The sequence below is a fragment of the Oceanotoga sp. genome, from assembly GCF_030445905.1.
GTDB classification, from domain to species: Bacteria; Thermotogota; Thermotogae; order Petrotogales; family Petrotogaceae; genus Oceanotoga; species Oceanotoga teriensis.
On sequence record NZ_JASUSU010000005.1, the window covers coordinates 37,751 to 64,355 of the forward strand.

Below are 26,605 nucleotides of genomic sequence, written 5' to 3' on the forward strand. Positions count from 1 at the left end.
TTAAAAAATCCTCCCTTCTGAAATTAATGATTTAACTAGCTTTACAACTCCATCATAGTCATCAAGACTTATTATTGTATTAGGAGAATGTAAATATCTACAAGGAACAGAAATAACTCCACAAGGTATTCCATACATACTTCTTGAAAGTCTTGCAGCATCAGTTCCTCCAGCAGTTCTCATTTTATGCTGATAGATTATATTTAAATCTTGAGCTGTATTTACAATGTTTTCATATATTTTTTTATCCAATACAACTCCAGAATGCATGAAAGTTAAAACCGGACCATTTCCAATATGAGTTGCCCATTTTTCAGGCTCATTTTCAGGATTATCTCCAGCTGTCGTACCTTCTAAAATCAAAGCAGCATCTGGCTTAACATATTCAGCCGCTGAACCACTACCTCTAAGACCTGTTTCTTCTTGAACTACAAAACAAAAATAAGTATCATATTCTGGTTTCAAATCATTTTCAAACAAAAAATCTATAGTATCAAGCATTACAGAACAACCAGCTCTGTCATCAAAAGCTTTACAAAGAGCATGTCCATCACTTTCAATATAATCGACATCAAATGTAACCATATCTCCAAGATTAACTTTACTCTTCGCATTTTCATCATTTGTAAAGCCGGCATATAATTTTATTTCAGAATAATTAGCAACAGCACTTGTATCTTTTTCAAGATGTATAGGTTTTGAATTTATTACCGCACTTATCTCTCCGTTTATTAAAAGTCTTTGAGCTTTAACAACTCTTGGATCGATACCTCCTACTGGAGAAATTCCAAAAGTTCCATCTTTGTTTATCTTAGTAATCAAAAATCCTACTTCATCCATATGTGCAGCAACCATTAATTTTTTTTGAGGATTATTTCCTTTTTTAAAAACTATCAAATTACCCATACAATCTTCTTTTATTTCATCTATTTTACCTTCAATTTTTTCTTTTATATAATCTCTTACCTTTTTTTCTTTTCCAGATGGACCATGAATTTCAACTAATTCTTTTAAATATTTTCTCATCTTTTTTTCCCCTCTTTCATAGCAAAAAGTGCGAGAAGTTTTGAAGATGCATCTATATCACTTAAATCAACACATTCAACTGGACTATGCATATTATATATTGGAACGGATACCAATCCTGTTTTAACTCCTGTTTTTGTCATTTGAACGACATCAGTCTCTGTCCCTGTTCTCATAGGAAGAACTTCTACTTGATGTTTTATATTTTCATCTTTACATATTTTTATTAATAAATCAAAAACTTCATCGTTTATAGCCGATCCTCTTGCAATTGCAGGTCCTTTGCCTAACAACATCGTTTCAACATTTGCCGGTAAGTCTTCAGAAAAAGTAACATCTACTATTATTGCAGACTCAGGAAAAATATCATATGCTGTCCCTTTAGCTCCAACAAGCCCAACTTCTTCTCCCTTATTGAATGCAAGATGCAATTCTCCATCAAATTTAAAATCTTTTAAATAATCTAATGCTTTCAAAAGAACTGTAACTCCCACTCTATTATCAAGAGATTTTCCGGTAATTACACCATTTTGTAGTTCCTTTGATTCCATTTTAATATACCCCATATCACCAACATCTATATCCTTTGTGCCTCCAGAAATAGAAAAATCTATAAACAATTCATCAAATGATGGTGACTTACTTTTATTTTTAGCATTCTGAAGATGTGGAGCAAGCATACCTATAACTCCAATTTTCTCTTTTCCATTTTTAACAAAATAAATTCTTTTTGAAATTAAAACTCTTGGATCTACTCCACCAATCATTTCAACTCTAGCAAAACAATCATCAACAATTTTTGAAATAACAACTCCAATTTCATCAACATGCGCAAAAAAACCAATTTTTTTACCTGTATTTCCATATTTTGCAATTAAATTACCTGTACCAGATTTTCTCAGTTCTATATCTTTAAAATTCTCTTTTATAATGTTTTCTATCAGATCAAATGTATAACTTTCATATGAACTAACTCCAAAAGAGTTTGAAAGTTTCATCAATACTTCTTTTGTATCCATGAAAAAACCTCCTAAAAATTAAAATTAGATCTCAAGCTGTTCTACCAAAGCTTCATCTCCAGTTGTTCTTATAGAAACAGGTGTTTCAGGCCATTGATAATTAAAAAGAGGTATTTCTGCTATTTCTATAAGAGAAGATTCCATTTGTGAAGCGATTATAAAAACATTTCTTTTATTACTCAAACCAGCTCTTATTATTCCAGCTACTTTACCAAAAACAATTACACTTCCACCAGCATTAACCTCTGCACCTTTATTAATATTACCAAAAATAATTATATCTCCCGGATTTTCTATGACTTGTCCAGATCTGACATGTTTTCTAAAAATTTTTGTACTGGAGAGATTCAATTCTTTTTTTGATTTTTTTACTGAAGGTAAATCACCAAAATACGCCCCTGCAAGTTGTAAATTCAAAGTAGATGCAAACTTAGCTACTTTAGGTAACAAATTATACTGAGTATCATCTTTTAAATAAATATAAAAAGAGTCACCCATCTTAAAAAAGTTTTTCATCATATTCAATTTCTTTTGAAACTGTTCAAATAACTCTTTTTGAGTGCAACCTTCTTCAAAAAAGAAAATAATGTCACCATCAATTATTTTGGCGTATATGAAATCATCCATATCTTCACTCCCCCCAAAATTCTTCTTCTATCATATAATACCACAAAAAAAGAAAACACTTAATAGTCCAAATAAATAAATAAGAGCCAAATAGAATGAAATTTTTTTCATTATTCTTTTAAAAGTATTCAATAATAATCTTTTGCAAGTTTGTAATATTAAAAATAATAATGTAAAATATAAGATGTAAAATGATTCTGGGGGTGTTTTCTATGGCAGAACGTGAAGATAAAAATTTAATAAGCGAAAAAGAAAAATGGCAAAATTCTGTAAACAAAGCATTATCAAAGTTTCCAGAGAGAAAAGAAAAATTTGAAACAACATATGGAGAAGAATTAAAAAGAATTTATACTCCTGAAGATATTGAAAATTTAAATTATTCTAAAGATCTTGGATTTCCAGGCCAGTATCCTTTCACAAGAGGTGTACAGCCTACAATGTACAGAGGAAGATTTTGGACCATGAGACAATACGCTGGATTTGCTTCAGCCGAAGAATCAAATAAAAGATATAAATATTTATTATCTCAAGGACAAACAGGTCTTTCGGTTGCTTTTGATCTTCCCACACAAATTGGATATGATTCAGATGATGATATGTCTGATGGAGAAGTTGGAAAAGTTGGTGTTGCTATTGATTCTTTAGAAGATATGGAAATTCTATTCAATGAAATTCCTTTAGATAAAGTATCTGTATCAATGACAATAAATTCAACTGCTTCAGTATTATTATCAATGTTAATAGCCGTAGCAGAAAAACAAGGTGTAAAACCTGAACAATTAAGAGGTACTATACAAAATGATATATTAAAAGAATATATCGCAAGAGGTACTTATGTATTCCCTCCAGAACCTTCAATGAAAGTAATAGTTGATATTTTTGAATATGGTTCAAAAAATTTACCAAAATTTAATCTCATAAGTATATCTGGATATCATATTAGAGAAGCTGGTGCAAATGCAGCTCAAGAAGTTGCTTTTACACTTGCAGATGGTATCTCTTATGTTGATGCTGCAATAAAAGCTGGATTAGATGTAGATGTTTTTGGAAATAACCTTTCTTTCTTTTTTAATGCTCATAATAATTTTTTAGAAGAAATAGCAAAATTTAGAGCCGCAAGAAGATTATGGGCAAAAATAATGAAAAATAGATTTAAAGCAAAAAGCGAAAGAGCTATGAAATTAAAATTTCATACTCAAACAGCAGGTTCAACCTTAACGGCACAACAACCTATGAATAATGTTGTTAGAGTAGCTTTACAAGCATTATCAGCAGTTATGGGCGGAACACAATCTTTGCATACAAATTCATATGATGAAGCATTGGGATTACCAACAGAAGAGTCTGCAACAATTGCCTTAAGAACTCAACAAATAATAGCATATGAATCTGGAGTAACTAATACAATAGATCCATTTGCTGGTTCTTATGTTATTGAAAAACTAACAAATGATATAGAAGAACAAGCTATGAACTATATTGAAAAAATAGATGAAATGGGTGGAATGGTAAAAGCTATAGAAAATGGTTATATACAGAAAGAAATCTTAAATTCAGCTTATGATGCTCAATTAAAGATTGAAAACAAAGAAGATATAATCATAGGTGTTAATAAATTTGAAACTGATCATGAACCTCCACGCGAAATATTAAAAGTTAATCCTGAAATGGAATTAAAACAGAAAGAAAAATTAAAAAAATTAAGACAAAATAGAGACAATGATTTAGTAAAGAAAAATCTTGATTCTCTAAAAAATGCTGCAAAAAATAATGAAAATGTTATGCCATTCATATTAGAATGTGTAAAATCTTATGCAACACTTGGAGAAATAACTAATGTTTTAAGAGAAATCTATGGTGAATTCAACGAGTCGGTAATTCTATAAAAGGAGTGCATTTTTATGGATAGAAGAATAAGAGTTGTAATAGGAAAACCAGGTTTAGATGGTCATGATAGAGGTGCAAAAGTTGTTTCAAGAGCTTTGAGAGATGCCGGTATGGAAGTGATATATACAGGTATAAGACAAACACCATCAGAAATAATTGAAACTGCCCTTGAAGAAGACGCTGATATAATAGGACTTTCAATTTTATCTGGAGCACATATAAGGTTATGTGAAAAAGTAATAGAAATAATGAAAGAAAAAGGATTAGATAATGTTCCACTTTTCCTTGGAGGTATTATACCAGAAAATGATATACCACAACTAAAAAAAATAGGAGTTACTGAAGTATTTGGACCTGGTACTTCTTTAAATCTTATTTCTACAAGGGTGAAAGAAATTGTTTTGGGAAAAGAAGTTTAATGATATAATCGAAAGTTTTAAAAATAAAAACAAATACGCTTTAGCTAAAATGATAACTTTAGTAGAAAATAATCCAGATGATGCTTGGAAAATAATTTCCAAACTTCCTAAAAATAAATCTCCTCACATAATAGGAATAACAGGTTCTCCAGGAGCTGGAAAAAGTACTATGGTATCAAAACTGGTTGAAAAATACTCAGAAAAAAATCAAAAAATCGGAATAATTGCAGTGGATCCAAGTAGTCCATTTACTGGCGGAGCATTTTTAGGTGATAGAATAAGAATGAGAACTTTAAATCCTGAAAATGTTTATATAAGAAGTGTTGCTTCAAGGGGATCTGTTGGAGGATTATGTGACTCAATATTTGATATAGTAGATGTGATGAGTTCATATGGTTTTGATAAAATAATAATTGAAACTGTAGGAGCCGGCCAATCAGAAATAGAAGTTGTCTATGTTGCTGATACTATATTATTAGTCATGTCACCTGATTCTGGTGATGAAGTACAGATGTTTAAAGCTGGAATAATGGAAATAGCTGATTCATATATAGTAAACAAAATAGATCTCCAAAGTGCTAATAGATTTTTAACACAATTAAAAAACACATTAAATCTTGAATACGAAGAAAAACATTTAAGAGAAATATTTGGTATAAGTGCAATAATGAATAAAGGATTAGATGAGGTAATTGATTGGATAGATAAACATAAACAAAATTTATATAAAACAAATGAAATAGAAGATAGAATAAAAAGAAGAAAAGTTAGAAGAACAAGAAGTAACATAATAAGAAAACTTGATTATACAATAAAAGATTATAAAATAGAAGAAGAAAACTTATTTGAACTGAAAGATAATTTAATAAAAAAATTAACTGGAGGTAAATCAAATGACTAAAATAGATCATATAGGTATTGCTGTAAATTCAATCGAAGAAGCATTACCTTTATATAAAAATTTGTTAAAAATAGAACCTTCTGGAGAAGAAATATTAGAAGATAGAGGATTGAAAGTAGTTTTTTTAGAGATAGGAGATACAAGAATTGAATTATTACAACCTATATCAGATAATTCAGAAGTTTCAAAATTTTTAGAAAAAAGAGGAAATGGATTTCATCATATAGCTTATAAAGTTGAAGATGTTTCAAAAGCTATAGAAGAAGCCAAAAATATGGGTTTTAAGCCTCTATCCGATGTTCCTAAAGATGGGGCACATAATACATTAGTTGCTTTTCTACATCCTAAATCTGCAAACGGGATTTTAACAGAACTTGTCCAACACAAATAGGGAGGTCATTAAAATGGCTGATGAGCAGTTAAAAAATATTCTCGGAGAGTTTCATGAAAAAAAAGATAAACTCTCACTTGGTGGCGGTAAAGATAAAATTGAAAAACAACATGAAAAAAATAAATTAACCGCAAGAGAAAGATTAAATCTATTTTTAGATGAAAATTCTTTTGAAGAAATTGACAAATTTGTAAAACACAGAAGTACTTATTTTGGATTAGATAAAAAAGAATTTCCATATGATGGAGTTGTAACCGGTTTTGGAACTGTAAATGGTAAAAGAGTTGCCGTTTTTTCTCAAGACTTTACAGTACAAGGTGGATCATTGGGAGAAATGCATGCAAAAAAAATAATGAAAGTCCAAGATATGGCGTTAAAATTTGGAGTACCTATAATAGGAGTAAATGATTCAGGTGGAGCAAGAATTCAAGAAGCAATAGATGCTTTATACGGTTATGGTGGAATTTTCTATAGAAATACTATTTCTTCAGGAGTAATACCACAAATCACTGTTATTGCTGGTCCATGTGCTGGTGGTGCAGTTTATTCTCCTGCTATAACTGATTTTATAATAATGGTAGATAAAAGTTCTCAAATGTTTATAACTGGTCCTCAAGTAATAAAGGCTGTAACTGGTGAAAATGTAGATAAAGAAAGTTTAGGAGGAGCAAAAGTTCATAATTCAATAAGCGGAGTTGCTCATCTAATAGCAAAAAATGATGAAGAAGCCATGAATTTGACAAAAAAACTTCTTTCTTATATACCTGCTAATAATTTAGACCCTGTAGAAAATATTGAATATAAAGAAAAAGAAATATCAGATAAAATATATGAATTAGTGTCTCCGAACCCAAAAAAATCTTATGATGTTAGAGATGTTTTAAATGAAGTTTTTGACGAAAAATCATTTTTTGAAATACAACCCCATTTTGCAAAAAATATGGTAATTGGGTTTGCAAGATTGGAAGGCCAATCAATAGGTATAATAGCAAATCAGCCAAAAGTTCTTGCTGGTGCATTAGATATAAATGCTTCAGATAAAGCTGCAAGATTCATTAGATTTTGTGATGCTTTTAATATTCCAATAATAACATTTGTTGATACACCTGGATTCTTGCCAGGAGTGAATCAAGAACATGGTGGAATAATAAGACATGGTGCAAAATTATTATATGCATACTCTGAAGCATCTGTACCAAAATTATCTATAATACTAAGAAAATCTTATGGAGGAGCATATATAGCAATGTCTTCTCAGCATTTAGGAGCTGATTTTGTTTATGCTTGGCCAACAGCTGAAATTGCTGTTATGGGACCAGAAGGTGCTGCAAATATTATATTTGCAAAAGATATAAAAAATTCAGAAACTCCTGAAATAACAAGAAAAGAAAAAATAGATGAATATAAAAATAGATTTGCAAACCCTTATGAAGCAGCTGCCAGAGGATACATCGAAGATGTAATAGATCCAAAAGAAACAAGATACAAATTATCCTATGCACTTAATTTCGCTTCAACTAAAGCTGAATCTAAGCCTAACAAAAAACATGGAAATATTCCATTATAATGGAGGCGAATATAAATGAGTGATGTTGCTTTAATAACTCTAACAGGAATTTTTACGGTTTTTATTGTACTATTGATATTAATGATAGTTTTCATAATATTTGGAAAAGTATCTACAAAAAATACAAAAAAAGATCTTAAAAAATTAAATAAAATATCTCCTAAAGAAACTATTTCTAAAGAAACAAAATATTTTGCAGAAAACAAAGAAGATGATTTAGAAGAAATTGCTGCAATAAGTGCTGCAATTTCGTATTTTATGGGTAACAAAAAATATAAAATCAGAAGTATAGAAAAAGAAAATGAAATAAAAATCAAACAATCAAAACCTGCAAGATGGGGTTCTGTTCAACCAGTACAAATATGGAGAACAAATAGATAATTTGGAGGGGTAGGAAAATGATTAAAAATTTTAAAGTTAAAGTAAATGGTAAATCATATGATGTAGAAGTAGAAGAATTAAATAATGAAATAATAGAAAATAAAACCCAACAAAATATTGATATAAAACCTCAAGAAAAAAATCTAGAAAAAACAATCGCAAAAAAAGAAGTAACAGAACCAAAAAAAGAAGAAAAAATCGTTGAAAAATCTTCTGGAGAAGAAATTTTAGCTCCACTTCCAGGAGTAATATTAGATATATTAGTAAATGAAGGTCAACAAATAAATAAAGGTGATAAATTATTAGTAATAGAAGCTATGAAAATGGAAAATGATATACAATCTGAATATTCAGGAATAATTGATAAAATACTTGTTAAAAAAGGTGATTCAGTCGATGGAGATCAACCAGTAATAATATTAAAATAATCAAAAAGGGCATCAAAATGATGCCCTTTTTTATATATTAATAACAAACTCAAAAATTATCTTTTTATTTTTTTATTAATATTATATGAAATTAAAAATATATTGATTAACATAAAAATTCCTACAATTCTTACAATCCAATCTGGAAATCGATATATAAAAAAATTAACAAACATAAAAACTATTAATAATATCATTATTGTATACAAAAAAGATCCTATAAAAAATTTTTTCATATTTTAACCTAAAATTTTCTTAAACAATAAAATTTTATGAACAATCCAATCAACATTTGAATACCGGCAGTGATTATTAGAGTTAAAAATATAATTGTATTAAAATACCCCAATATTATACCCGATATTATCATAATAACCGAATTAATAAGCAATAATGGCATTCCTGCTTTACTACGTATTAACTTTAATCTTTCATCATTTTCTTTATTATACAATAATTTTAATTTTTTATCACTTTTAACAACTTTATTCAATTTGATTAAATTTATAATAGCTAACATTTCTAAACCAAACATCAATCCAAATTGAAAAGAATTTATAAAATTCTCTGAATCAATATTATTCCTAATAAAAAAAACATCCAAAACAATATAAACACAAAAAATCAAAATAAATACAGTTAAAATTCTAATTCTTTTTATAACTTTTTTTCTAAAATTCTCCATGGTTCATCTCCTCTATTCTATTTCAGAAAAATCAAAAACTTCTTCAATTGATAACCCAAAATATTTTGATATCTTATATGCAAGAATCAAAGAAGCGGTATATTTTTCAGTTTCAATAGAAGTTATCGTTTGTCTTGTAGTGCCTACTTCCAATGCCAAGTCTTCCTGAGATAATTTGTTCTTTTTCCTTAATTCTCTAATTTTATTTTTCAAAAAAATCACCTACTAATTTTGCAAAGTTAACTTTACATTTTTAGTTTAGCATACTTTGCATTTTTTGTCAAGCTAACTTTGCAAAAAATAAAATATAAAATATTTAAATCAAATTTGACAAATAAAAATAATTATGTTATTATTTTATCAAATTAAATAGTACTTATCCAGAGAAGAGTAGGGAATCGGCCCGTTGATACTTCAGCAACCTGCAATTGCGTTGGTGCTAAATCCGACATTTCTATTTGAAATGAAAGATAAGATAAAATATTTATTCCTCTTTCAAACAATAGAAAGAGGAATTCTTTTTTTAAGAGGTGATTAAAATAAATTGTGATATGAGTGATATGTATAATATGAAAATTAATAATTCAATAAAATCAAATAAACATAAAAAAGTTTTGATTATTGGCATAACATAAAAATGCCTAAAAAGTTTGCTATAGATTTTTTAGTCAGTTATGCCAATGCATAACTGACTTTTTTATTTGGAGGTGTAATCTTTGAATATAATAGTTCAAAAATTTGGTGGAACATCTATGGCAAACAAAGAATCTATAAAATTAGTTGTAAAAAAAATAACACAAGAGTTAACAAAAAACAAAAAAGTAATAACAATTGTATCAGCACCATCTGGTATTACTAATTATCTTCAAAAATTAATAGAAGAAATGAGTCCTAATCCAAGTAACAAAGAGTTAGACTTGATTTTATCTTTAGGAGAAAATATTTCTATTTCTGTTTTATCTTCTATATTGAAAAATAATGATATTAAATCTTCATTTGTAAACCCTAGAGATATAGATCTTATCACAGATAATAATTTTAATAATGCAAAGATTAAAAGAATCGATATAAACAAAATATATGATCTTTTAAGACTTTATGATGTACTAATAATACCTGGATTTCAAGGAATATCAGAAAAATTTGAAGTGACCACACTTGGTAGAGGTGGTTCTGATATTACAGCAATAGCTATAGCTGCTGCTTTATCTTTAGAATACGTAGATATCTATACTGATGTGGATTATGTATATTCTTGTGATCCAAAATTAGTTAAAAATCCTATAAAAAACAAATCATTATCTTATGAAGAAATGATTGAATTATCTTCATCTGGAGCAAAAGTGTTACATAATAGATGTGTAGAAATAGCCCATAAATATGATTTAAAAATTAATTTAAAAAATACATTCTCAAATAAAACTGGAACTATCATTCATGATAATATAGAAAAATCTTTTATCAGTGGTATTTCTTTATTAGAAGATAATTTTATTATTAATTTTGAAATAACCAATTTAAAAGATCTTTCAGATTTTTTTAAAATACTATCTGAAAATAAAATAAACATAAATATAGTATCTCAATCACTAAAAAACATATCTATTTCAATTAATAATAAGTATTACGAAAAGACAATTTCATTATTAAATACTATAAAATCCAATATTAATATATTAAATATTAATATTTATAAAAATTTATCAAAAATTTCTATTGTCGGAGATGGAATAAAAGACAATTATGGAATAATAAGTAAAATAATTAATACATTAAATCAAAATAAAATAAATATAAATATGATTTCTTGTTCTGAAATAAATATTTCTTTATTAATTGATAAAAAAAACATTTGTAAAGCTATAAATTTGCTACATTATGAATTAATAGAATCTGATCTCAAAAAACAGGAGGAAATAATATGAGAACATTTGATGAAATAAATAATAAAATAAAAAATGGTGAAGCTGTAGTATTAACAGCTATCGAAGTAAAAAATTTAATTGAAAAAGAAAGTATAGATAAAGTTTTTGAAAAAGTTGATGTTGTAACAACAGCTACATTTGGACCTATGTGTTCATCGGGAGCATTTTTAAATTTTGGTCATGCAAATCCTCCCATTAGAATGGAAAAAACCTTTATAAACAATGTAGAATCTTATTCTGGTATTGCAGCTGTAGATACTTATATAGGAGTTACACAAGAATCTAAAGTTAATAATAATTATGGAGGAGCTCATGTAATTTATGATTTAATATGTGGAAAAGAAGTAGAAATAATAGCAAGTGGAAAAGGTACCGATTGTTATCCCAGAAAATATATTAAAAGAAAACTAAAACTATCCGATTTAAATGAAGCTTATTTATTCAATCCAAGAAATGTATATCAAAATTATAATGCCGCAATAAATACATCTAATAAAAAACTTCATACATATATGGGAATACTTTTTGAAAATTCAGAAAATATAAATTTTTGTACTTCAGGAGAAATAAGTCCTCTATTGAATGATCCAACTTATCAAACAATAGGTATTGGAACTTCAATATTTCTTGCAGGAGCTACAGGAATGATAGTTCATGAAGGAACTCAATTTAATTCTGATATAAAAAGAGATGAAAATAAATTACCTGTAGCACCCGCTGCAACACTTGCTGTTATCGGAGATTTAAAAGACATGGATAAAGAATATATAAAACCTGCAATTCTTAAAGGTTATGGCATTTCTATGTTTATTGGTATTGGTATACCTATTCCAGTATTAAATAAAGATATATTAAAAAGCTTAGCTATTAGAAATAAAGATATTTACACTAATATTTTAGATTATTCAAAAGAAAACAAACCAACAATTAAAAGAGTTAATTATGATCAATTAAGATCTGGAAAAGTGGAAATAAATGGGAAAATAATTAAAACATCATCAATTTCAAGTTTATATAAATCAGAAAAAATTTGCATAAAATTAAAAGAAAAAATTTTAAATAAAAAATTTTATTTAACTAAACCTATAAGAAAATTTAATAATACGAAAGTTAAAGAAATGAAAAAATGAGGTGAATTTATGTATGAAAAAAGAAATTATAGGAATATAATGAAACCTAAAAATTTAATAAATTATAATATATGCGTAGAAGAATCAGATTTGAATATATCCTCAAAAATTAATTTGAGTAAATTATTGCTAATTCAATTAAAATACATAAGAAATATAATAAAAATGCATTGTATTTATAATTCTTCATTTTTAAAATCCCATACCCCCATAAATAATGATTATTCATATAATATAATAATTCAAAAAATGATCATAGCTTCTTCAAAAGTAAATGTTGGGCCTATGGCAAGTATAGCTGGTTGTATTTCAGAATATATTGGAAAAATAGCTTTATTATTTACAGATGAAATAATTATAGAAAATGGTGGAGATATTTTCTTAAAAACTTTAATAGATAGAAAGATTAAAATTTATGCTGGAAAATCTCCTTTATCCAATAAATTATCAATATTAATATCAAAAAATTCCGAACTTGGAATTTGTACTTCTGCAGGAACTTTTGGTCATTCTTATAGCTATGGAAAAGCTGATGCAGTAGTAATAATATCTAAAGATACATTACTTGCTGACAGTTTAGCAACATCAGCAGCCAATAAAATAAAATCAAAGAATGATATAAAAAATGTATTAAATTATATAAATAGTATAGATAATATAAATGGGGGAATAATAATAAAAGATGATAAAGTTGGTGCAATAGGTAATATAAACATCTGTTAAATAAAATTAAAAGTAATTTTCAGGAGTTGATAATATGTTTATTAAAGATAAATTTATAAATAAAAAACCTATAATTTCATTTGAAATATTTCCACCTAAAAAAACTGGGTCTATTAAAAAGATTTATAAAACTATAGAAGAATTAGCCGTATTAACTCCAGATTATATAAGCGTAACTTATGGAGCTGGAGGATCTGAACATGATAAAACTACAGAAATTGCTTCAATAATAAAAAATAAATACAATATTGAATCACTTGCTCATTTAACTTGCATAAATTCTAACAAAAAAGATATTTATAATACTTTAAACAATTTAGAAAATGAAAACATAGAAAATATTTTAGCTTTAAGAGGTGATATTCATCCAGATTATAAATTGAAAAAAGATTTTAATCATGCTTCTGATTTAATAGAATATATAAAAGAAAATTTTAATTTTTGTATAGGTTCTGCAGTTTATCCAGAAGGACATTTAGAAGCATTAAATAAAAGCATGGATTTATTTTATACACAAGAAAAAATCAATAAAGGTACTGATTTTCTAATAAGTCAGTTATTTTTTAAAAATAAATTTTTTTATGAATATCAAGAAAAACTAAAAAACAGAAATATAAAAATCCCACTTCAAGCTGGTATTATGCCAGTTGTAAATAAAAAACAAGTAGAAAAAATAGTATCATTATGTGGAACTTATATGCCAGAAAAATTTATAAAAGTTATGAATAAATACGAAAATAATAAAGAAGCTTTATTAGATGCAGGAGTAACTTACGCTTGTGATCAAATAATTGATTTATTGTCTTCTGATGTAGATGGAATACATTTGTATGTAATGAATAACCCTATTACTGCAAGAAAAATAGTAGAAAGAATTAAAAATATTTTAAAATATTTAGGTGAAAATAATGGATAAAAAAGAGATATTAAGATATTTAAACTATAAAAATCAAATTTTAGATGAAAAAACAAAAATATATTTAAATGAATCTATTGAAGAAGTTGAAAAATATTCTAATATTAGATATACATATAAAATTTATAAAATAAAATCAATTTCTGAAGAAATTATTCAATTAGAAAACTCTGAAATTCAGCTTAAAGGAAAAAGCATAAACAAATTATTAATTAATTGCAACAAAGTAATAATATTTGCAGCAACTTTAGGAATTAATATAGATAAAAAAATAAAATACTTAGAAAAAATTAATTTAGCAAAAGGTATTATATTCAATACAACTTCATCAGTATACATTGATGAAATATGTGATGAAATTGAAAAAGAATTAAAATTAAAATACAAATCTCATATCTTTACAAGAAGATACTCACCTGGATATGGAGATTTAAAATTAAATATTCAACATGATATATTAGAAGAATTAAATGCAAGTAAAAGTTGTGGAATATACACAGATGAATATAATAATTTAATTCCAATAAAAACGATAACAGCCTTAATAGGTATTAAAAAAATTTAAAAATATTGAATTATTGTTTGGAGGGATAATATGAATTTAAGTAATTTGCTTAATAAAAAATTTATTCTTTTTGATGGTGCTATGGGAAGCATGATTCAAAAAGAAAACATCAATACATTGCCTGAACTATTAAATTTAGAAAATCCTAATTTAATAAGATCTATACACAAAAAATATATTGAAGCTGGTGCAGATATTATAACAACAAATACATTTGGTGCAAATAATCATAAATTAAAAAAATATAATGTAGATTCAGATTTAATAATCAAAAATGCAATTGAAATAGCAAAGTCAGTTCAAAAAAACAATTTAATAGCTCTCGATATAGGTCCCATAGGTAGAATGATAGAACCTATGGGAAAAATGACTTTTGATGAAAGTTATGAATTTTTTAAAAAACAGGTTATAGCGGGCGAAAAATATGGAGCTGATTTAATATTATTTGAAACATTTTCAGATATATACGAATTAAAATCTGGAATACTCTCAGCTAAAGAGAACACAAAATTACCGATATTTGCTACAATGACTTTTTCTGATGATAAAAGAACATTCACTGGAACAGATATTAAAACAATGATATCTGTTCTTGAAGGACTTAATGTTAACGCACTTGGTATAAACTGTTCTCTTGGCCCAGATAAAATGGGATCATTAGTAGATAAATTAGTAAAATATTCATCTACACCAATAATAGTTCAAGCAAATGCAGGACTCCCAGATTACAAAAATGGAAATACAATATATAATATTAACTCAAATGAATATAATGAACATACAAAAAAATTAATGAATAAAGGTATTCAAATTATAGGCGGATGTTGTGGAACAACCGATGAATATATAAGAAAATTAAATAATTCAAGAAAACAAATTCCATTTAAACCTGTATTCGATAAAAACTATTCATTCATATCTTCTTATTCAAAAACATATGATGTTAGCAAAAATATTCATATAATAGGAGAAAGAATCAATCCAACTGGAAAGAAAAAATTAAGACAAGCCATAATAGAAGAAAATATGGAATATATAACTAATCTTGCATTAAAACAAAAAGAAGAAGGAGCAGAAATACTAGATGTAAATATGGGTGTTCCAAAAATAGATGAAAATAAATTAATGATAAAATCTATAAAAGAAATCCAAAAATTAATTGATATTCCACTTCAAATAGATTCAACAAATATAGAGGTTATAGATAATGGTTTAAGATATTATAATGGTAAAGCTATAATAAATTCTGTAAATGGTAAAAAAAATTCTATGAAAGAAATATTCCCTGTAATAAAAAAATATGGAGCTATGGTTATTTGCCTTACTTTAAATGAAGATGGAATACCTGAAACAATGGAAAAAAGGTTACAAATTGCCAAAAACATAGAAAACACAGCATTGAAATACGGAATATCAAAAAAAGATTTAATATTTGATTTTTTAGTATTGGCAGTATCGGCTCAACAAAATGAACTATACAATACATTGTCCACTTTATCTTATGTCAAAAACACATATAATTATAATACAACTTTAGGTGTAAGTAATGTATCTTTTGGTCTTCCAAATAGAAAAATATTAAATAGAACATTTTTAGCCATGGCTTTGCAAGCTGGATTAAACTTACCAATAATAAACACATCATCACAAGATATGATGGATACAATAAATTCTTACAAAGTACTTGCAAATATAGATAAAGATTGCAAAAAATATATAAGTATTTACTCCGAACAAAAAGAAGAAGAACTAAAAAATGAAACATTGGAATACTGTATAGAAAATGGATTAAAAGAAAAAACAAAAATTATAACTATTGAAAAATTAAAAAATACAGATCCTCTTGAAATAATAAATAATATATTAATCCCAACGTTAAATAAAGTTGGTGATAAATATGAAAAAGAAATAATCTTCTTACCTCAATTAATACAATCGGCAGAAACTGCAAAAATAGTATTTAAAGAAATAAAAAATAAATTACCTGATTTAGATTCATCAAATAAAAAAGATAAAATAATACTTGCTACTGTTGAAGGAGATATACATGATATAGGAAAAAATATAGTAAAAGTAATACTTGAAAATTATGGTTATGAAATAATAGATTTAGGTAAAGATGTTGCTTGTAATAAAATACTAGAAAAAATTCAAGATTCTAAGGCTAAAATAGTGGGACTTTCAGCCTTAATGACTACAACTCTTATAAATATGGAAAATACTGTAAAAGAAATAAGAAAAAAATTTGATGATATAAAAATAATAATTGGTGGAGCAGTAGTTACAAAAACATTTGCAAATTCAATAGGTGCTGATTTTTATGCAAAAGATGCAAGAGAGGCTTTAAAATATTTAGAAAAAGTCCCTTTAAATTAATAGTTGATTGAATTAAAAAGTTATACTATAAAAATGCAAAGTGATTAATTATAATTAATCACTTTCTTTCTTCATAGTATTGAAAAAACTTAAAAGAAGACCTAAAACAAAACTCCAAACCGCTGCGAGAGTTATTTGCCAATTATTTGGTAACATAAAAGTTATTGTATGCGCCGGTAACCAAAACCATAATAAAGCCCAAAATGCTTTTTTCAGACCTTCTTTAGAAATTTTTAACTTTAAATTATATAAATTTTCTAAAAATCTGTGTATTACAACCATAACAGGTCCAAACATAGAATTCATAAACAATGATTTAAAAAAGGCTTTCCAAAAATCTCCAGATGGAAGATATCCATAAGATACAAGTTCATTTACAAATCCATTAAACCCTACAAAAACAAATTTTATAATTATACCAAGAACCCCCCATACAATAGCAGAATATATAGTTTTTAAAACTATAATTTTCTTTTTAGATAGTTTTAAAGCTACTATCTCTCCAAGAGTTCCTAAAATTGCAAATTGTATAAATGCCATAAAAAAAATACTTTTAAAAAAAGTCATTTATAATCCCCCTTAACTATTTTTCTAAGATTTTGAACTTTTTCTTCTTCGCCAAGAACTATTATTCTATCATTAGCTTCTATTAATGAATCAGCTTTAGGATTGAATATATCTTCATCATAATATTTTTTTATTGAAATAACTATTAAATCAACTAAATTAGGTAAAGATATTTCTTTTAAAGTTTTATTTACCATCCAAGATTCTTGAGGTATTTTAACTTCTTCTAGTCTTAACTCTTTATCTTCTGTTCTTGTAATGGTCTCTAAAAAAGTTACTATGTTAGGTCTTATTGACAAATAACCAAGCCTATTACCAGTTATTTCAGATTCAAGAACTACTTTATCTACTCCGGCATATTTTAATTTTTTTAATGATTCAGGTTCGTTTGCCTTGGAAATGATTTTTATATTTTCGTTTATAGTTTTAACAGTAAGTATAACAAATAAATTATCTATATCAGAAGGAAGTGTTAATATAATAGTTCCAGCTTTTTCTATTCCTGCATTAATAAAAACATCTTCATCTTTTATATCTCCTATTATAAAAGGAAAATCCGAATTAAAATTATTTATAATTTTATTTACATTCTCTTCATTTTTATCGATAAGAACAAAATCTTTATTACTTTTTTTTAAAGTTTCACAGACATAAAATCCAGTTTTTCCCGCTCCAACAACTATAAAATGATTATTCATATTAGAAATTTGTTTCATCCTTTTTCTAACCTCCAAAAGATTCTTTATTTCTCCTTCTATGATAAATGAAGTTATCTGAGAAAGAGAATAAATCACAAAAGTCATTCCAGATAAAATCAAGAATATTGTGAAATATTGACTTACAAAACTTAGATCATCTGGAATACTATAACCAACAGTACTTAAAGTAACCAATGTAAAAAATAAAGAATCAATAAATGTCCATTTTTCTAATGCCATATATCCTGCTGTACCTATTATTATTATAAAGATAATAACTATAAAAGAAACAATAATCCTTCTAAGTCTCAAATAATAATTTTTCATTTAAAACCTCCTATTTTCAACTATATTATACAATAAATAAAAAAAATTAAAACATCAAAATAAAATTAGTTAATAATAAATTCAACTAAAATTTAAATTCTATATATTAAAAAAAGAAAAAATTCTGATATAATCTTTAAGGTTAAACCCCGCTTCTATAAAAAATAGAGGCCAAGACCACGGGAGGAGGTGTAGTAATGGCAAAAGTTAGATTCTACGAAACTATGATTGTAGTAAAACCTGACTTAACAGAAGATCAAAGAAATGCCATGGTAGAAAAAGTAAAGAATTTTATTGAAGTAAAAGTTGAAGGTAAAATTCAAGAAGAAAAAAGATGGGGTATGAGAAAATTAGCATATAAAACTCCACATGGTAAATATACAGAAGGTGACTACGCATATTTTATATATGAAGCAGATCCTGAAAAAGTAAATTTACTCGAAAATTTCTTCAAAATAACTCAAGATGTAATGAGATTTATGACTTTAAGAAGAGAAGATTTAGAAAAAAAAGCTATAAAGAAAGAATCAAATATAACAGTTGAAGAACCAGTTACAACTGAAGAAGCTGCGGAGTGATATAAATGGCTATTGCATACAACAAGGTCATACTTGTTGGCAGATTAACCAGAGATCCTGATATTCGTTCTACTGTTAGTGGATCTTCGGTTGCAAATTTTTCCCTTGCCGTTGATAGAATGACTAAAGATAATGATGCAGTAGATTTTATAAACATTGTAGCTTTTGGTAAGCAAGCTGAATTTGCTTCAAATTATCTGTCAAAAGGAAAATTAATATTAGTTGAAGGTTCATTGCATATTAATAGATGGACCGATAGAAACGATATAAAAAGAGAAACAGCTGAAATTTGGGCCTCCAGAATGAATTTTATGGAAACAAAAAAATCACAGGAAGAATATTCACAATTCAATAATTTAGATATAAAAGTTGAAGATGGTTATAAAAATAATCCTTCGATAGATAGTATTGATGATGATATACTTTCTGATGAAATGCCTGAATTCGAAGACCCATTCAGCGATCTCGAAGATGATTTATCTTCAGATGAAAAACCTATCTAATTGGAGGTGAAAATTCATGGCATTTAAAAGAAGAAAAAGAACAAAAAAATGTAAATTATGCTCAATGAAAACAAAATATATAGATTATAAAGATTTAACATTATTATCTGATTATGTAAATGAAAAAGGTAAAATTATGCCTAAAAGAATAAATGGAAACTGTTCAAAACATCAGAGAGTTTTGAGACAAGCAATACATAGAGCAAGACATGTAATGCTATTACCTTATACAAATGATTAATAATTAGGGAGGCTATTGAAGCCTCCCATTTGTTTTATATAAGGCATTATGGTAAAATATTATTGGAGGTGAAGAAATGAAAGTTTTATTACTAGAAGACGTCAAAAAAATAGGTAAAAAAAATGAAATAAAAGAAGTATCAGACGGTTATGCAAGAAACTTTCTCATAAGAAAAGGTTTAGCAATAGAAGCAAATCAAGGAACTTTAAAACATGTAAAAGATATGAAAAAACTTGAGGAAAAAAAGAAAGAAAACATCAGAAATAAAAGTGAAGAAATATTAGAAAATATATCATCTTATACATATGAAATAAAAGCCAATTCTGGTGAAAATGGCAAATTATTTGGTGCTGTCACATCATCTGATATAGCTAAAAGAATAAAAGAAATATCAAAAATAGATTTCAATAAAATGTGGATAGATGAAAAAGTCAATATAAAAGAACTTGGTGTTTTTAGACTCAAAATAAAACTACCTCAAGGTGTTAAAGGTTCTATAGTAATAAAGGTCTTACCAATAAAATAAATATATCGGTGGTTTAATACCACCTTTTTTTTTAGAGGTGATATTTTTTGGAATTCATTATAAAATCAAAAGCATTATATACTACTTGGGTACTCTATAAACCAGATAGAATATTATTTGATGTTGGAGAAGGAATAAGCTCTTCACTTGGAAATAAAATATATGCAATAGAGAATATATTTTTAACACATTCTCATATAGATCATATATCTGGATTATGGGGATTCATAAATACAAGAAACAATGCTATGGGTTCGAGAGAAAAGCCTTTAAATATATATTATCCTGAAAACTCCGAACAAATAGTCAAGTATATAAGCTTTATAAAAAATATGAATAATAGATTAAGATATTCTTTAAATTTTATTCCAATAAATCTAAAATCTGTTATAGAAATATCAGAAACAAGATATATTAAACCATTTAAAACCCGTCATACTCCATCTGAATTAACTTTCGGATATCAAATCTTTGAAAAAAGAAAAAGATTAAAAGACGAATATAAATATTTAGATCAAAATAGTATAATAGAATTGAGTAAAAAAATAGGGAAAGACAATATATCACAAAGATATGATGCAAATATTTTGACAATAAGCGGTGATTCTTTGCCAATACCTTTAGAATATGCTGAAAACTGTGAAATTTTATTACATGAATGTACCTTTTTTAAAGAAGAAGACCGTAAAATACGAAACCATACTTCATTAGAGGAATTAAAAATACTAATCAAAAATATAAATGCAAAAAAAATAATAATATACCATGTTTCAAGTAGATATAATTCAATAATAAAATCTACTGAAGAAAAATTAAAAAAAGAGTTTTCAGATAAAGAAATTTACATTGTTCATCCTGAAAGGAAATTAAAACTCTAAAGGGGGAAATAACATGCAGTTATGGGCATTTTGGGTAATAATGGCAATAATATTCGCTGTTGCTGAAATGCTAACTCCAACATTCTTTTTTTTCTGGTTTGCAATTGGAGCAGTAGCAACTGCAATACTATCACTTTTCATAAGTTCAATGACATTAAACATTATAATATTCATAGTTATATCATTTATACTTTGGATATCTACAAGAAAAATTGTAAAAAGACTTTATAAAAATTCAGATCCTAAAAAAACCTATACAGATGATTTAATAGGTAAAGAAGCTAAAATCATTGATATAAGAGAAAATAATAAGATAATAGTATCAATAAAGGGAGACAAATGGGTGGCTTTCATAGAAGATACTGAAAAAGTAAAAATAAATGACACAGTATTAATTGACAAAAGAGAAAGCAATTTTCTATACGTACATTTAAAAAGGGAGGAATAATTATGATAATTGCATTGATAGTAGCCATATTTCTTATTATCATAGTATCAACAAGTTTAAAGATTGTAAGACCTTATGAAAAAGCTTTAGTAGAGAGACTTGGTAAATTTCATAGACAAGTTGAGTCTGGGTTAAATTTTATAGTTCCGTTCATAGAAAGAATAACTAAAGTTGATATAAGAGAAATGGTCATAGATGTTCCACCTCAAGAAGTTATAACAAATGATAATGTTATAGTTACTGTAGATGCTGTAATATACTATGAAATAACCGATGCTTATAGAGTTATATATAATGTCGGTGATTTTACATCTGCTGCTGTAAAACTTGCTCAAACTAATCTAAGAAATGTTATAGGTGAACTTGAATTAGACCAAACATTAACTTCAAGAGAAAGAATAAATACCAAATTAAGGGAAGTTCTTGATGAAGCAACAGATAGATGGGGTGTTAAAGTAACAAGAGTAGAAATCAAAAAAATAGATCCACCTGATGATATAATGGATGCTATGAGCAGACAGATGAAAGCTGAAAGAATGAAAAGGGCTTCTATACTTGAAGCTGAAGGATATAAACAATCAGAAATAACAAAAGCTGAAGGTGATAAAACATCTGCTATTTTAAAAGCTGAAGGTCAATCTGAATCAATAAAAAGAGTTGCTGAAGCTGAAAAATTTAAATTAGTTGCTGAAGCTGAAGGTCAATCTCAAGCTATAATAAATGTTTTTAATGCTATTCATAAAGGAAATCCTTCAAAAGATTTGATAACTATAAAATACTTAGATGCTTTGAAAGATATATCAAACGGAAAAGCTTCAAAAATATTTATGCCTTATGAAGTTTCTGGAATATTGGGTAGTATATCAACTATGGTTGAAGCTGCTAAAACAAATCCAGAAAAAGAGGAGAATAATCAATAAAAATGATCCTTAATGCTTTTTTTATAAATTTAATAGCTTCAATAATTTCTTATTTTATAATAAAATATTTAATTATAAAAAACTATAATTTGCCAAATGTCTTCGAATATTTCACAATGTACACTTTAACGGGCATGTTATTAATATTATTTTATATAAAAAATATTTCAAATAATATAATGGCTGATATTTTTATATTTATAATATTTATATTTTATTATATAAGATCTTATGACGCTTCAAGAAAAAAGTTTCATGAAAGATTCCGATCAATGATTTTATCTTTTGGATATACAAGAAATAGCTACTTTGAAACTTTTCTATCAAAAAAATTAATTTTAAAAGGTACTGAATCTTTTTTTTACGGTACAGGGGTATTTTATATTTTAAATAAATTAATTAATATTTCTAATGATAATGTTAATATCATAAATATTTTAATACCATCAATACTATTATTTATAGCCTCTATAGTAAAAACTACAAAAACAGGAAAAATATACAAATTTGTAAAATAGACTAAATATATCCATGTTAAAATACCCTCAGAGGGTATATAAAACTAATTGGAGGTATCAATATATGGCACAATTATTAGATGAAAAAACAAGAGAACAAGTTGCAGAAATTTTAAACGATATGACAAATAAAGTTAAGTTTATTCTTTTCAAAAATGACAGCGAATATTCAGAAGTTACAGAAAATTTGATAACAGAATTAACGGAAGTAAATGAAAAAATTCAAATTGAATCTCATTCTAAAGATGAAGACTTTGAAAAATATGGATTAGATAAAAATTTATTTCCATCAATGGTTTTACTCGATTCAGAAGATAAAGATTTAGGAATTAAATTTTATGGAATTCCTTCAGGTCATGAATTTTCAACCTTATTGCAAAATATAATAATGGTTTCAAATTCTAAAGTAAATTTTTCTGAAGAAACACAAAATAAAATTAAAACTATTGATAAAAAAATAAGAATAAGAGCATTTGTAACTCCAACATGTCCTTATTGTCCAAATGCAGTACTTGCAGCTCATCAATCTGCTATTTTAAACTCAAACATATCTGGAGAAATGGTTGAGGCAAACGAATTCCCAGAATTGTCTTCAAAACATGGAGTAAGTTCAGTTCCACATACAGTAATAGAAGTATTTGAAAATGATGAATGGAAAACAAAAAACGAATTTATTGGAGCTTATCCAGAACAAAACTTCTTAGATGAAATTTTAAAATCAGTAGAATAATAAAAAATAATTAGGTGACCCATTTGGGTCACCTTTTTAGAATCATTTAAAGGAGGATAAAAAATGTTTTTTGATCTTGGAAATGCCGGTAAAAAAGATCTTATTAAAGATTATTATGATATGATAATAATAGGTGGAGGCCCTGGAGGTATATCTGCTGCAATATATGCTGTACAGGGAGGTATTAAACCTTTAATTATAGAAAAAACTCTTGAAGGTGGCCAGATGAATCTGACAGAACTTGTAGAAAATTATCCTGGTTTTACTTCAATAAAAGGTTCTGAAATTTCGAAAAAAATGGGCGAACATGCAAAACATTTTGGTGTTGAGTTTCACTTTGCACAAGTTATGGATATAAAATTGAATGAAAATGAAAAAATTATAATAACAGATGATGGAAAAACAATAAAGACTAAAGTACTTGTAATTGCTTCTGGAGCAACTCCAAAACATTTAAATATTAAAGGTGAAGAAGAATTTAATTCTAAGGGAATTTCATACTGTGCGACTTGTGATGGACATTTTTTTAAAAATCAAAAAGTTGCTGTTATTGGTGGAGGAAATACTGCAATTGAAGAAGCTTTATATTTATCAAAAATAGCTAAGGAAGTTCATGTAATTCATAGAAGAGATAAACTAAGAGCCGATAAAATGTTACAAGATAGAGCTTTTAATTCTTCTAATATAAAATTTAGATGGAATAAAGTGGTAAATGAATTTAAAGGTGATTTTAAACTCAAAGAATTAGAATTAAAAGATACTATAAATTCAGAATTGACTACAGAAAAATTCGATGGAGCTTTTATATTTATAGGTCACAAACCAGAAACTTCATATTTAAAAGATATGCTAGAACTCGATGATGCTGGATATATAAAAACTGATAAAAACTTAGAAACATCTGTAAAAGGAATTTACGCTGTTGGAGATATAAGAGATACACCTTTAAAACAAATAGTTACTGCAGTTGCCGATGGAGCTATTGTTTCATCTCATGCTGTGAGGAAATACTTTAATTAAAGCGATTAAACGGGAATATATACATAAAATTCCCGTTTTTTTGTTAATTCTTTGAAAATCAGTCTATTGTAATAAAATGTTTCTATTTATGTAAAAACATTCTCCAAAATAAATAATACAATAGATATAATATAAAAATTTTCAGGAGGTGTTTTTACTGATGAGAGAAGCTTTAACTTTTGATGATGTTTTACTCGTACCAAAATATTCAGAAGTTATACCTACACAAACTAATACTAAGAGTAGATTAGTAAAAAATATTTTTTTAAATGTTCCTTTTATATCTGCAGCTATGGATACCGTAACAGAAACAAGAATGGCAAAAGCAATGGCAAGAGAAGGTGGAGCTGGAGTAATTCATAAAAATATGAGTATTGAAGAACAAGCTTACAAAGTTTCAAAAGTAAAAAGAGCTGAAAATGGAGTTATCACTGATCCAATAACAATTACTCCAGAAACTAAAATTTATGAAGCTGAAAAAATAATGGAAGAATATAAAATTGGTGGTCTTCCTGTAATCGATAAAAACGAAAAATTATTAGGAATAATAACAAATCGTGATATTAGATTTGAAAGAAATTCAGATAAACTCGCCAAAGAACTTATGACACCTTATAAAGATTTAGTTGTTGCTGGACCACATACAGAAATAGAAAAAGCTAAAGAAATTTTACATGAAAATAAAATTGAAAAATTACCTATAGTTGATAAACACAATAGAATAATAGGATTAATAACAATAAAAGATGTTATGTCAGTAGTTGAAAAGCCAAATGCCTCAAGAGATACCAAAGGAAGACTCATAGTGGGTGCTGCTATTGGTACTGGTGATGGTATAGAAAGAGCAAAAAAATTGATAGAAGCTAATGTTGATTTTTTAGTTTTAGATTCTGCTCATGGTCACTCAAAAAATATAATAAATATATTAAAAACTATAAAATCAGATTATCCTGAAATGCCTATAATTGCAGGTAATATTGCTACAGCACAGGCTGCAGAAGATCTAATAAAAGCTGGTGCTGATGGTGTAAAAGTTGGAATTGGACCAGGTTCTATATGTACAACAAGAATTGTTGCTGGTATAGGAGTACCACAGTTAACAGCTATAATGGATGTATATTCAGTTACAAAAAAATATGATATTCCTTTAATCGCAGATGGCGGATTAAGATTTTCAGGAGATATTGTAAAAGCATTTGCGGCTGGTGCCTCAACTGTAATGATGGGTAGCATTCTTGCTGGAACAGATGAAGCACCTGGTGAAACTATAATATATTCCGGAAGAAAATTTAAGACTTACAGAGGAATGGGTTCTATTGGTGCAATGGAAAAAGGTTCTAAAGATAGATATTTTCAAGATTCTGTAACTGATTCTGAAAAACTTGTTCCTGAAGGTGTTGAAGGTATGGTAGCTTATAAAGGTGGAGTTTCTGATGTAATTCATCAATTACTCGGTGGATTAAAAGCTGGTATGGGATATTGTGGTGCTAAAAACTTTGAAATGCTTAGAAATAATTCTGAATTTATAAAAATTTCAAATGCTGCAATGTCTGAAAGCCATGCACATGACATAAAAATAACTAAAGAATCTCCAAATTATTATTTTTCTTCAAAATAAATTAAAAGTAGCTGAAAAATTTCAGCTACTTTTAATTTTTATATGTTAAATTTAATCATAAACCTCG

31 protein-coding genes and 1 riboswitch are annotated in these 26,605 nt (G+C 26.8%); of the genes, 24 read left to right on the forward strand and 7 right to left on the reverse strand.

Features of this window, described 5'->3' with window-relative positions:
• Genes PWP28_RS02360 through minC form a run of 3 tightly spaced genes read right to left on the reverse strand, consistent with a single transcriptional unit; the run spans position 1 to position 2,672 of the window.
• Positions 1-1,026 carry a M42 family metallopeptidase gene (locus tag PWP28_RS02360; protein ID WP_109603520.1) on the reverse strand — a complete coding sequence of 342 codons (1,026 nt, stop codon included), beginning with the start codon at positions 1,024-1,026 and terminating at the stop codon, positions 1-3.
• Positions 1,023-2,045, reverse strand: coding sequence for a M20/M25/M40 family metallo-hydrolase (locus PWP28_RS02365; protein ID WP_109603521.1), 1,023 nt, complete (start codon positions 2,043-2,045; stop codon positions 1,023-1,025). Before PWP28_RS02365 ends, PWP28_RS02360 begins: the two co-directional genes overlap by 4 nt.
• Positions 2,046-2,069: 24 nt before the next feature.
• Entirely contained in the window at positions 2,070-2,672 is a 603-nt protein-coding gene (gene minC / locus PWP28_RS02370; protein ID WP_109603522.1) for a septum site-determining protein MinC, read from the reverse strand.
• Between the two features lie 212 nt (positions 2,673-2,884).
• Here minC and PWP28_RS02375 point away from each other — a divergent pair, with 212 nt between their 5' ends.
• Genes PWP28_RS02375 through PWP28_RS02405 form a run of 7 tightly spaced genes read left to right on the forward strand, consistent with a single transcriptional unit; the run spans position 2,885 to position 8,646 of the window.
• Positions 2,885-4,558 carry a methylmalonyl-CoA mutase gene (locus PWP28_RS02375; protein WP_109603523.1) on the forward strand — a complete coding sequence of 558 codons (1,674 nt, stop codon included), beginning with the start codon at positions 2,885-2,887 and terminating at the stop codon, positions 4,556-4,558.
• Positions 4,559-4,573: 15 nt separating this feature from the next.
• Positions 4,574-4,978 carry a cobalamin B12-binding domain-containing protein gene (locus PWP28_RS02380; RefSeq protein WP_109603524.1) on the forward strand — a complete coding sequence of 135 codons (405 nt, stop codon included), beginning with the start codon at positions 4,574-4,576 and terminating at the stop codon, positions 4,976-4,978.
• Entirely contained in the window at positions 4,956-5,879 is a 924-nt protein-coding gene (meaB, locus tag PWP28_RS02385; RefSeq protein ID WP_264150074.1) for a methylmalonyl Co-A mutase-associated GTPase MeaB, read from the forward strand. Before PWP28_RS02380 ends, meaB begins: the two co-directional genes overlap by 23 nt.
• Positions 5,872-6,270: a methylmalonyl-CoA epimerase gene (mce, locus tag PWP28_RS02390; protein ID WP_109603526.1), complete on the forward strand. Its 399-nt coding sequence runs from the start codon at positions 5,872-5,874 to the stop codon at positions 6,268-6,270. The genes meaB and mce overlap by 8 nt, the downstream gene beginning before the upstream one ends.
• 13 nt (positions 6,271-6,283) lie before the next feature.
• Complete coding sequence (locus PWP28_RS02395; protein WP_109603527.1) at positions 6,284-7,837, forward strand: acyl-CoA carboxylase subunit beta; 1,554 nt, start codon at positions 6,284-6,286, stop codon at positions 7,835-7,837.
• A gap of 15 nt (positions 7,838-7,852) precedes the next feature.
• Complete coding sequence (locus PWP28_RS02400) at positions 7,853-8,218, forward strand: OadG family protein (RefSeq protein ID WP_308644198.1); 366 nt, start codon at positions 7,853-7,855, stop codon at positions 8,216-8,218.
• Between the two features lie 17 nt (positions 8,219-8,235).
• Positions 8,236-8,646, forward strand: a complete 411-nt coding sequence (locus PWP28_RS02405) for a biotin/lipoyl-containing protein (RefSeq protein ID WP_109603529.1) — start codon at positions 8,236-8,238, stop codon at positions 8,644-8,646.
• 244 nt (positions 8,647-8,890) lie between these two features.
• On the opposite strand, the gene PWP28_RS02410 is transcribed toward PWP28_RS02405, so the two are convergent.
• Positions 8,891-9,331 (reverse strand): hypothetical protein, encoded by a 441-nt coding sequence (locus PWP28_RS02410; protein WP_109603531.1) that lies wholly within the window; start codon positions 9,329-9,331, stop codon positions 8,891-8,893.
• Positions 9,332-9,343: 12 nt separating this feature from the next.
• Entirely contained in the window at positions 9,344-9,544 is a 201-nt protein-coding gene (locus PWP28_RS02415; RefSeq protein ID WP_109603532.1) for a helix-turn-helix transcriptional regulator, read from the reverse strand.
• Positions 9,545-9,704: 160 nt separating this feature from the next.
• Positions 9,705-9,808, forward strand: a riboswitch (SAM riboswitch).
• A 239-nt stretch (positions 9,809-10,047) separates the two neighbouring features.
• On the opposite strand from PWP28_RS02415, the gene PWP28_RS02420 reads away from it, so the two are divergent.
• Genes PWP28_RS02420 through PWP28_RS02445 form a run of 6 tightly spaced genes read left to right on the forward strand, consistent with a single transcriptional unit; the run spans position 10,048 to position 16,966 of the window.
• Complete coding sequence (locus PWP28_RS02420) at positions 10,048-11,256, forward strand: aspartate kinase (RefSeq protein WP_308644199.1); 1,209 nt, start codon at positions 10,048-10,050, stop codon at positions 11,254-11,256.
• Entirely contained in the window at positions 11,253-12,386 is a 1,134-nt protein-coding gene (locus tag PWP28_RS02425; RefSeq protein ID WP_308644200.1) for a homocysteine biosynthesis protein, read from the forward strand. The genes PWP28_RS02420 and PWP28_RS02425 overlap by 4 nt, the downstream gene beginning before the upstream one ends.
• 9 nt (positions 12,387-12,395) lie before the next feature.
• Positions 12,396-13,109, forward strand: coding sequence for a UPF0280 family protein (locus PWP28_RS02430; RefSeq protein ID WP_109603535.1), 714 nt, complete (start codon positions 12,396-12,398; stop codon positions 13,107-13,109).
• Positions 13,110-13,143: 34 nt separating this feature from the next.
• Positions 13,144-14,025 carry a methylenetetrahydrofolate reductase [NAD(P)H] gene (metF, locus tag PWP28_RS02435; protein WP_308644201.1) on the forward strand — a complete coding sequence of 294 codons (882 nt, stop codon included), beginning with the start codon at positions 13,144-13,146 and terminating at the stop codon, positions 14,023-14,025.
• A complete protein-coding gene (locus PWP28_RS02440) occupies positions 14,018-14,590 on the forward strand; it encodes a hypothetical protein (protein WP_264150066.1) in 573 nt (190 codons plus the stop codon). The genes metF and PWP28_RS02440 overlap by 8 nt, the downstream gene beginning before the upstream one ends.
• A 30-nt stretch (positions 14,591-14,620) precedes the next feature.
• Positions 14,621-16,966 (forward strand): homocysteine S-methyltransferase family protein, encoded by a 2,346-nt coding sequence (locus PWP28_RS02445; protein ID WP_308644202.1) that lies wholly within the window; start codon positions 14,621-14,623, stop codon positions 16,964-16,966.
• A 54-nt stretch (positions 16,967-17,020) separates the two neighbouring features.
• On the opposite strand, the gene PWP28_RS02450 is transcribed toward PWP28_RS02445, so the two are convergent.
• Both PWP28_RS02450 and PWP28_RS02455 read right to left on the reverse strand, forming a co-directional pair.
• Complete coding sequence (locus tag PWP28_RS02450) at positions 17,021-17,533, reverse strand: hypothetical protein (protein WP_264150064.1); 513 nt, start codon at positions 17,531-17,533, stop codon at positions 17,021-17,023.
• Complete coding sequence (locus tag PWP28_RS02455; RefSeq protein ID WP_264150063.1) at positions 17,530-18,558, reverse strand: TrkA family potassium uptake protein; 1,029 nt, start codon at positions 18,556-18,558, stop codon at positions 17,530-17,532. Before PWP28_RS02455 ends, PWP28_RS02450 begins: the two co-directional genes overlap by 4 nt.
• 197 nt (positions 18,559-18,755) lie before the next feature.
• On the opposite strand from PWP28_RS02455, the gene rpsF reads away from it, so the two are divergent.
• From rpsF to guaB, 11 genes are all read left to right on the forward strand, one after another.
• Entirely contained in the window at positions 18,756-19,136 is a 381-nt protein-coding gene (rpsF, locus tag PWP28_RS02460) for a 30S ribosomal protein S6 (protein ID WP_109603541.1), read from the forward strand.
• Positions 19,137-19,141: 5 nt separating this feature from the next.
• Positions 19,142-19,639 (forward strand): single-stranded DNA-binding protein, encoded by a 498-nt coding sequence (locus tag PWP28_RS02465; protein ID WP_206050479.1) that lies wholly within the window; start codon positions 19,142-19,144, stop codon positions 19,637-19,639.
• A 16-nt stretch (positions 19,640-19,655) separates the two neighbouring features.
• Positions 19,656-19,880, forward strand: a complete 225-nt coding sequence (gene rpsR, locus PWP28_RS02470) for a 30S ribosomal protein S18 (protein WP_109603542.1) — start codon at positions 19,656-19,658, stop codon at positions 19,878-19,880.
• 76 nt (positions 19,881-19,956) lie between these two features.
• The gene (rplI, locus tag PWP28_RS02475; protein WP_109603543.1) at positions 19,957-20,406 is read left to right on the forward strand and encodes a 50S ribosomal protein L9; all 450 of its coding nucleotides are present in this window, start codon (positions 19,957-19,959) and stop codon (positions 20,404-20,406) included.
• A gap of 47 nt (positions 20,407-20,453) precedes the next feature.
• Complete coding sequence (locus tag PWP28_RS02480; protein ID WP_109603544.1) at positions 20,454-21,284, forward strand: MBL fold metallo-hydrolase; 831 nt, start codon at positions 20,454-20,456, stop codon at positions 21,282-21,284.
• A gap of 13 nt (positions 21,285-21,297) precedes the next feature.
• Entirely contained in the window at positions 21,298-21,732 is a 435-nt protein-coding gene (locus PWP28_RS02485; protein ID WP_109603545.1) for an NfeD family protein, read from the forward strand.
• Positions 21,733-21,734: 2 nt separating this feature from the next.
• Positions 21,735-22,652 carry an SPFH domain-containing protein gene (locus PWP28_RS02490; protein WP_109603546.1) on the forward strand — a complete coding sequence of 306 codons (918 nt, stop codon included), beginning with the start codon at positions 21,735-21,737 and terminating at the stop codon, positions 22,650-22,652.
• A gap of 2 nt (positions 22,653-22,654) precedes the next feature.
• Entirely contained in the window at positions 22,655-23,170 is a 516-nt protein-coding gene (locus tag PWP28_RS02495; protein ID WP_109603547.1) for a hypothetical protein, read from the forward strand.
• Between the two features lie 64 nt (positions 23,171-23,234).
• A complete protein-coding gene (locus PWP28_RS02500; RefSeq protein ID WP_264150061.1) occupies positions 23,235-23,900 on the forward strand; it encodes a thioredoxin family protein in 666 nt (221 codons plus the stop codon).
• 63 nt (positions 23,901-23,963) lie between these two features.
• Positions 23,964-24,920 (forward strand): thioredoxin-disulfide reductase, encoded by a 957-nt coding sequence (trxB, locus tag PWP28_RS02505; RefSeq protein ID WP_109603549.1) that lies wholly within the window; start codon positions 23,964-23,966, stop codon positions 24,918-24,920.
• A gap of 160 nt (positions 24,921-25,080) precedes the next feature.
• Positions 25,081-26,538 carry an IMP dehydrogenase gene (guaB, locus tag PWP28_RS02510; protein ID WP_109603550.1) on the forward strand — a complete coding sequence of 486 codons (1,458 nt, stop codon included), beginning with the start codon at positions 25,081-25,083 and terminating at the stop codon, positions 26,536-26,538.
• The last annotated feature ends 67 nt before the right edge of the window (positions 26,539-26,605 follow it).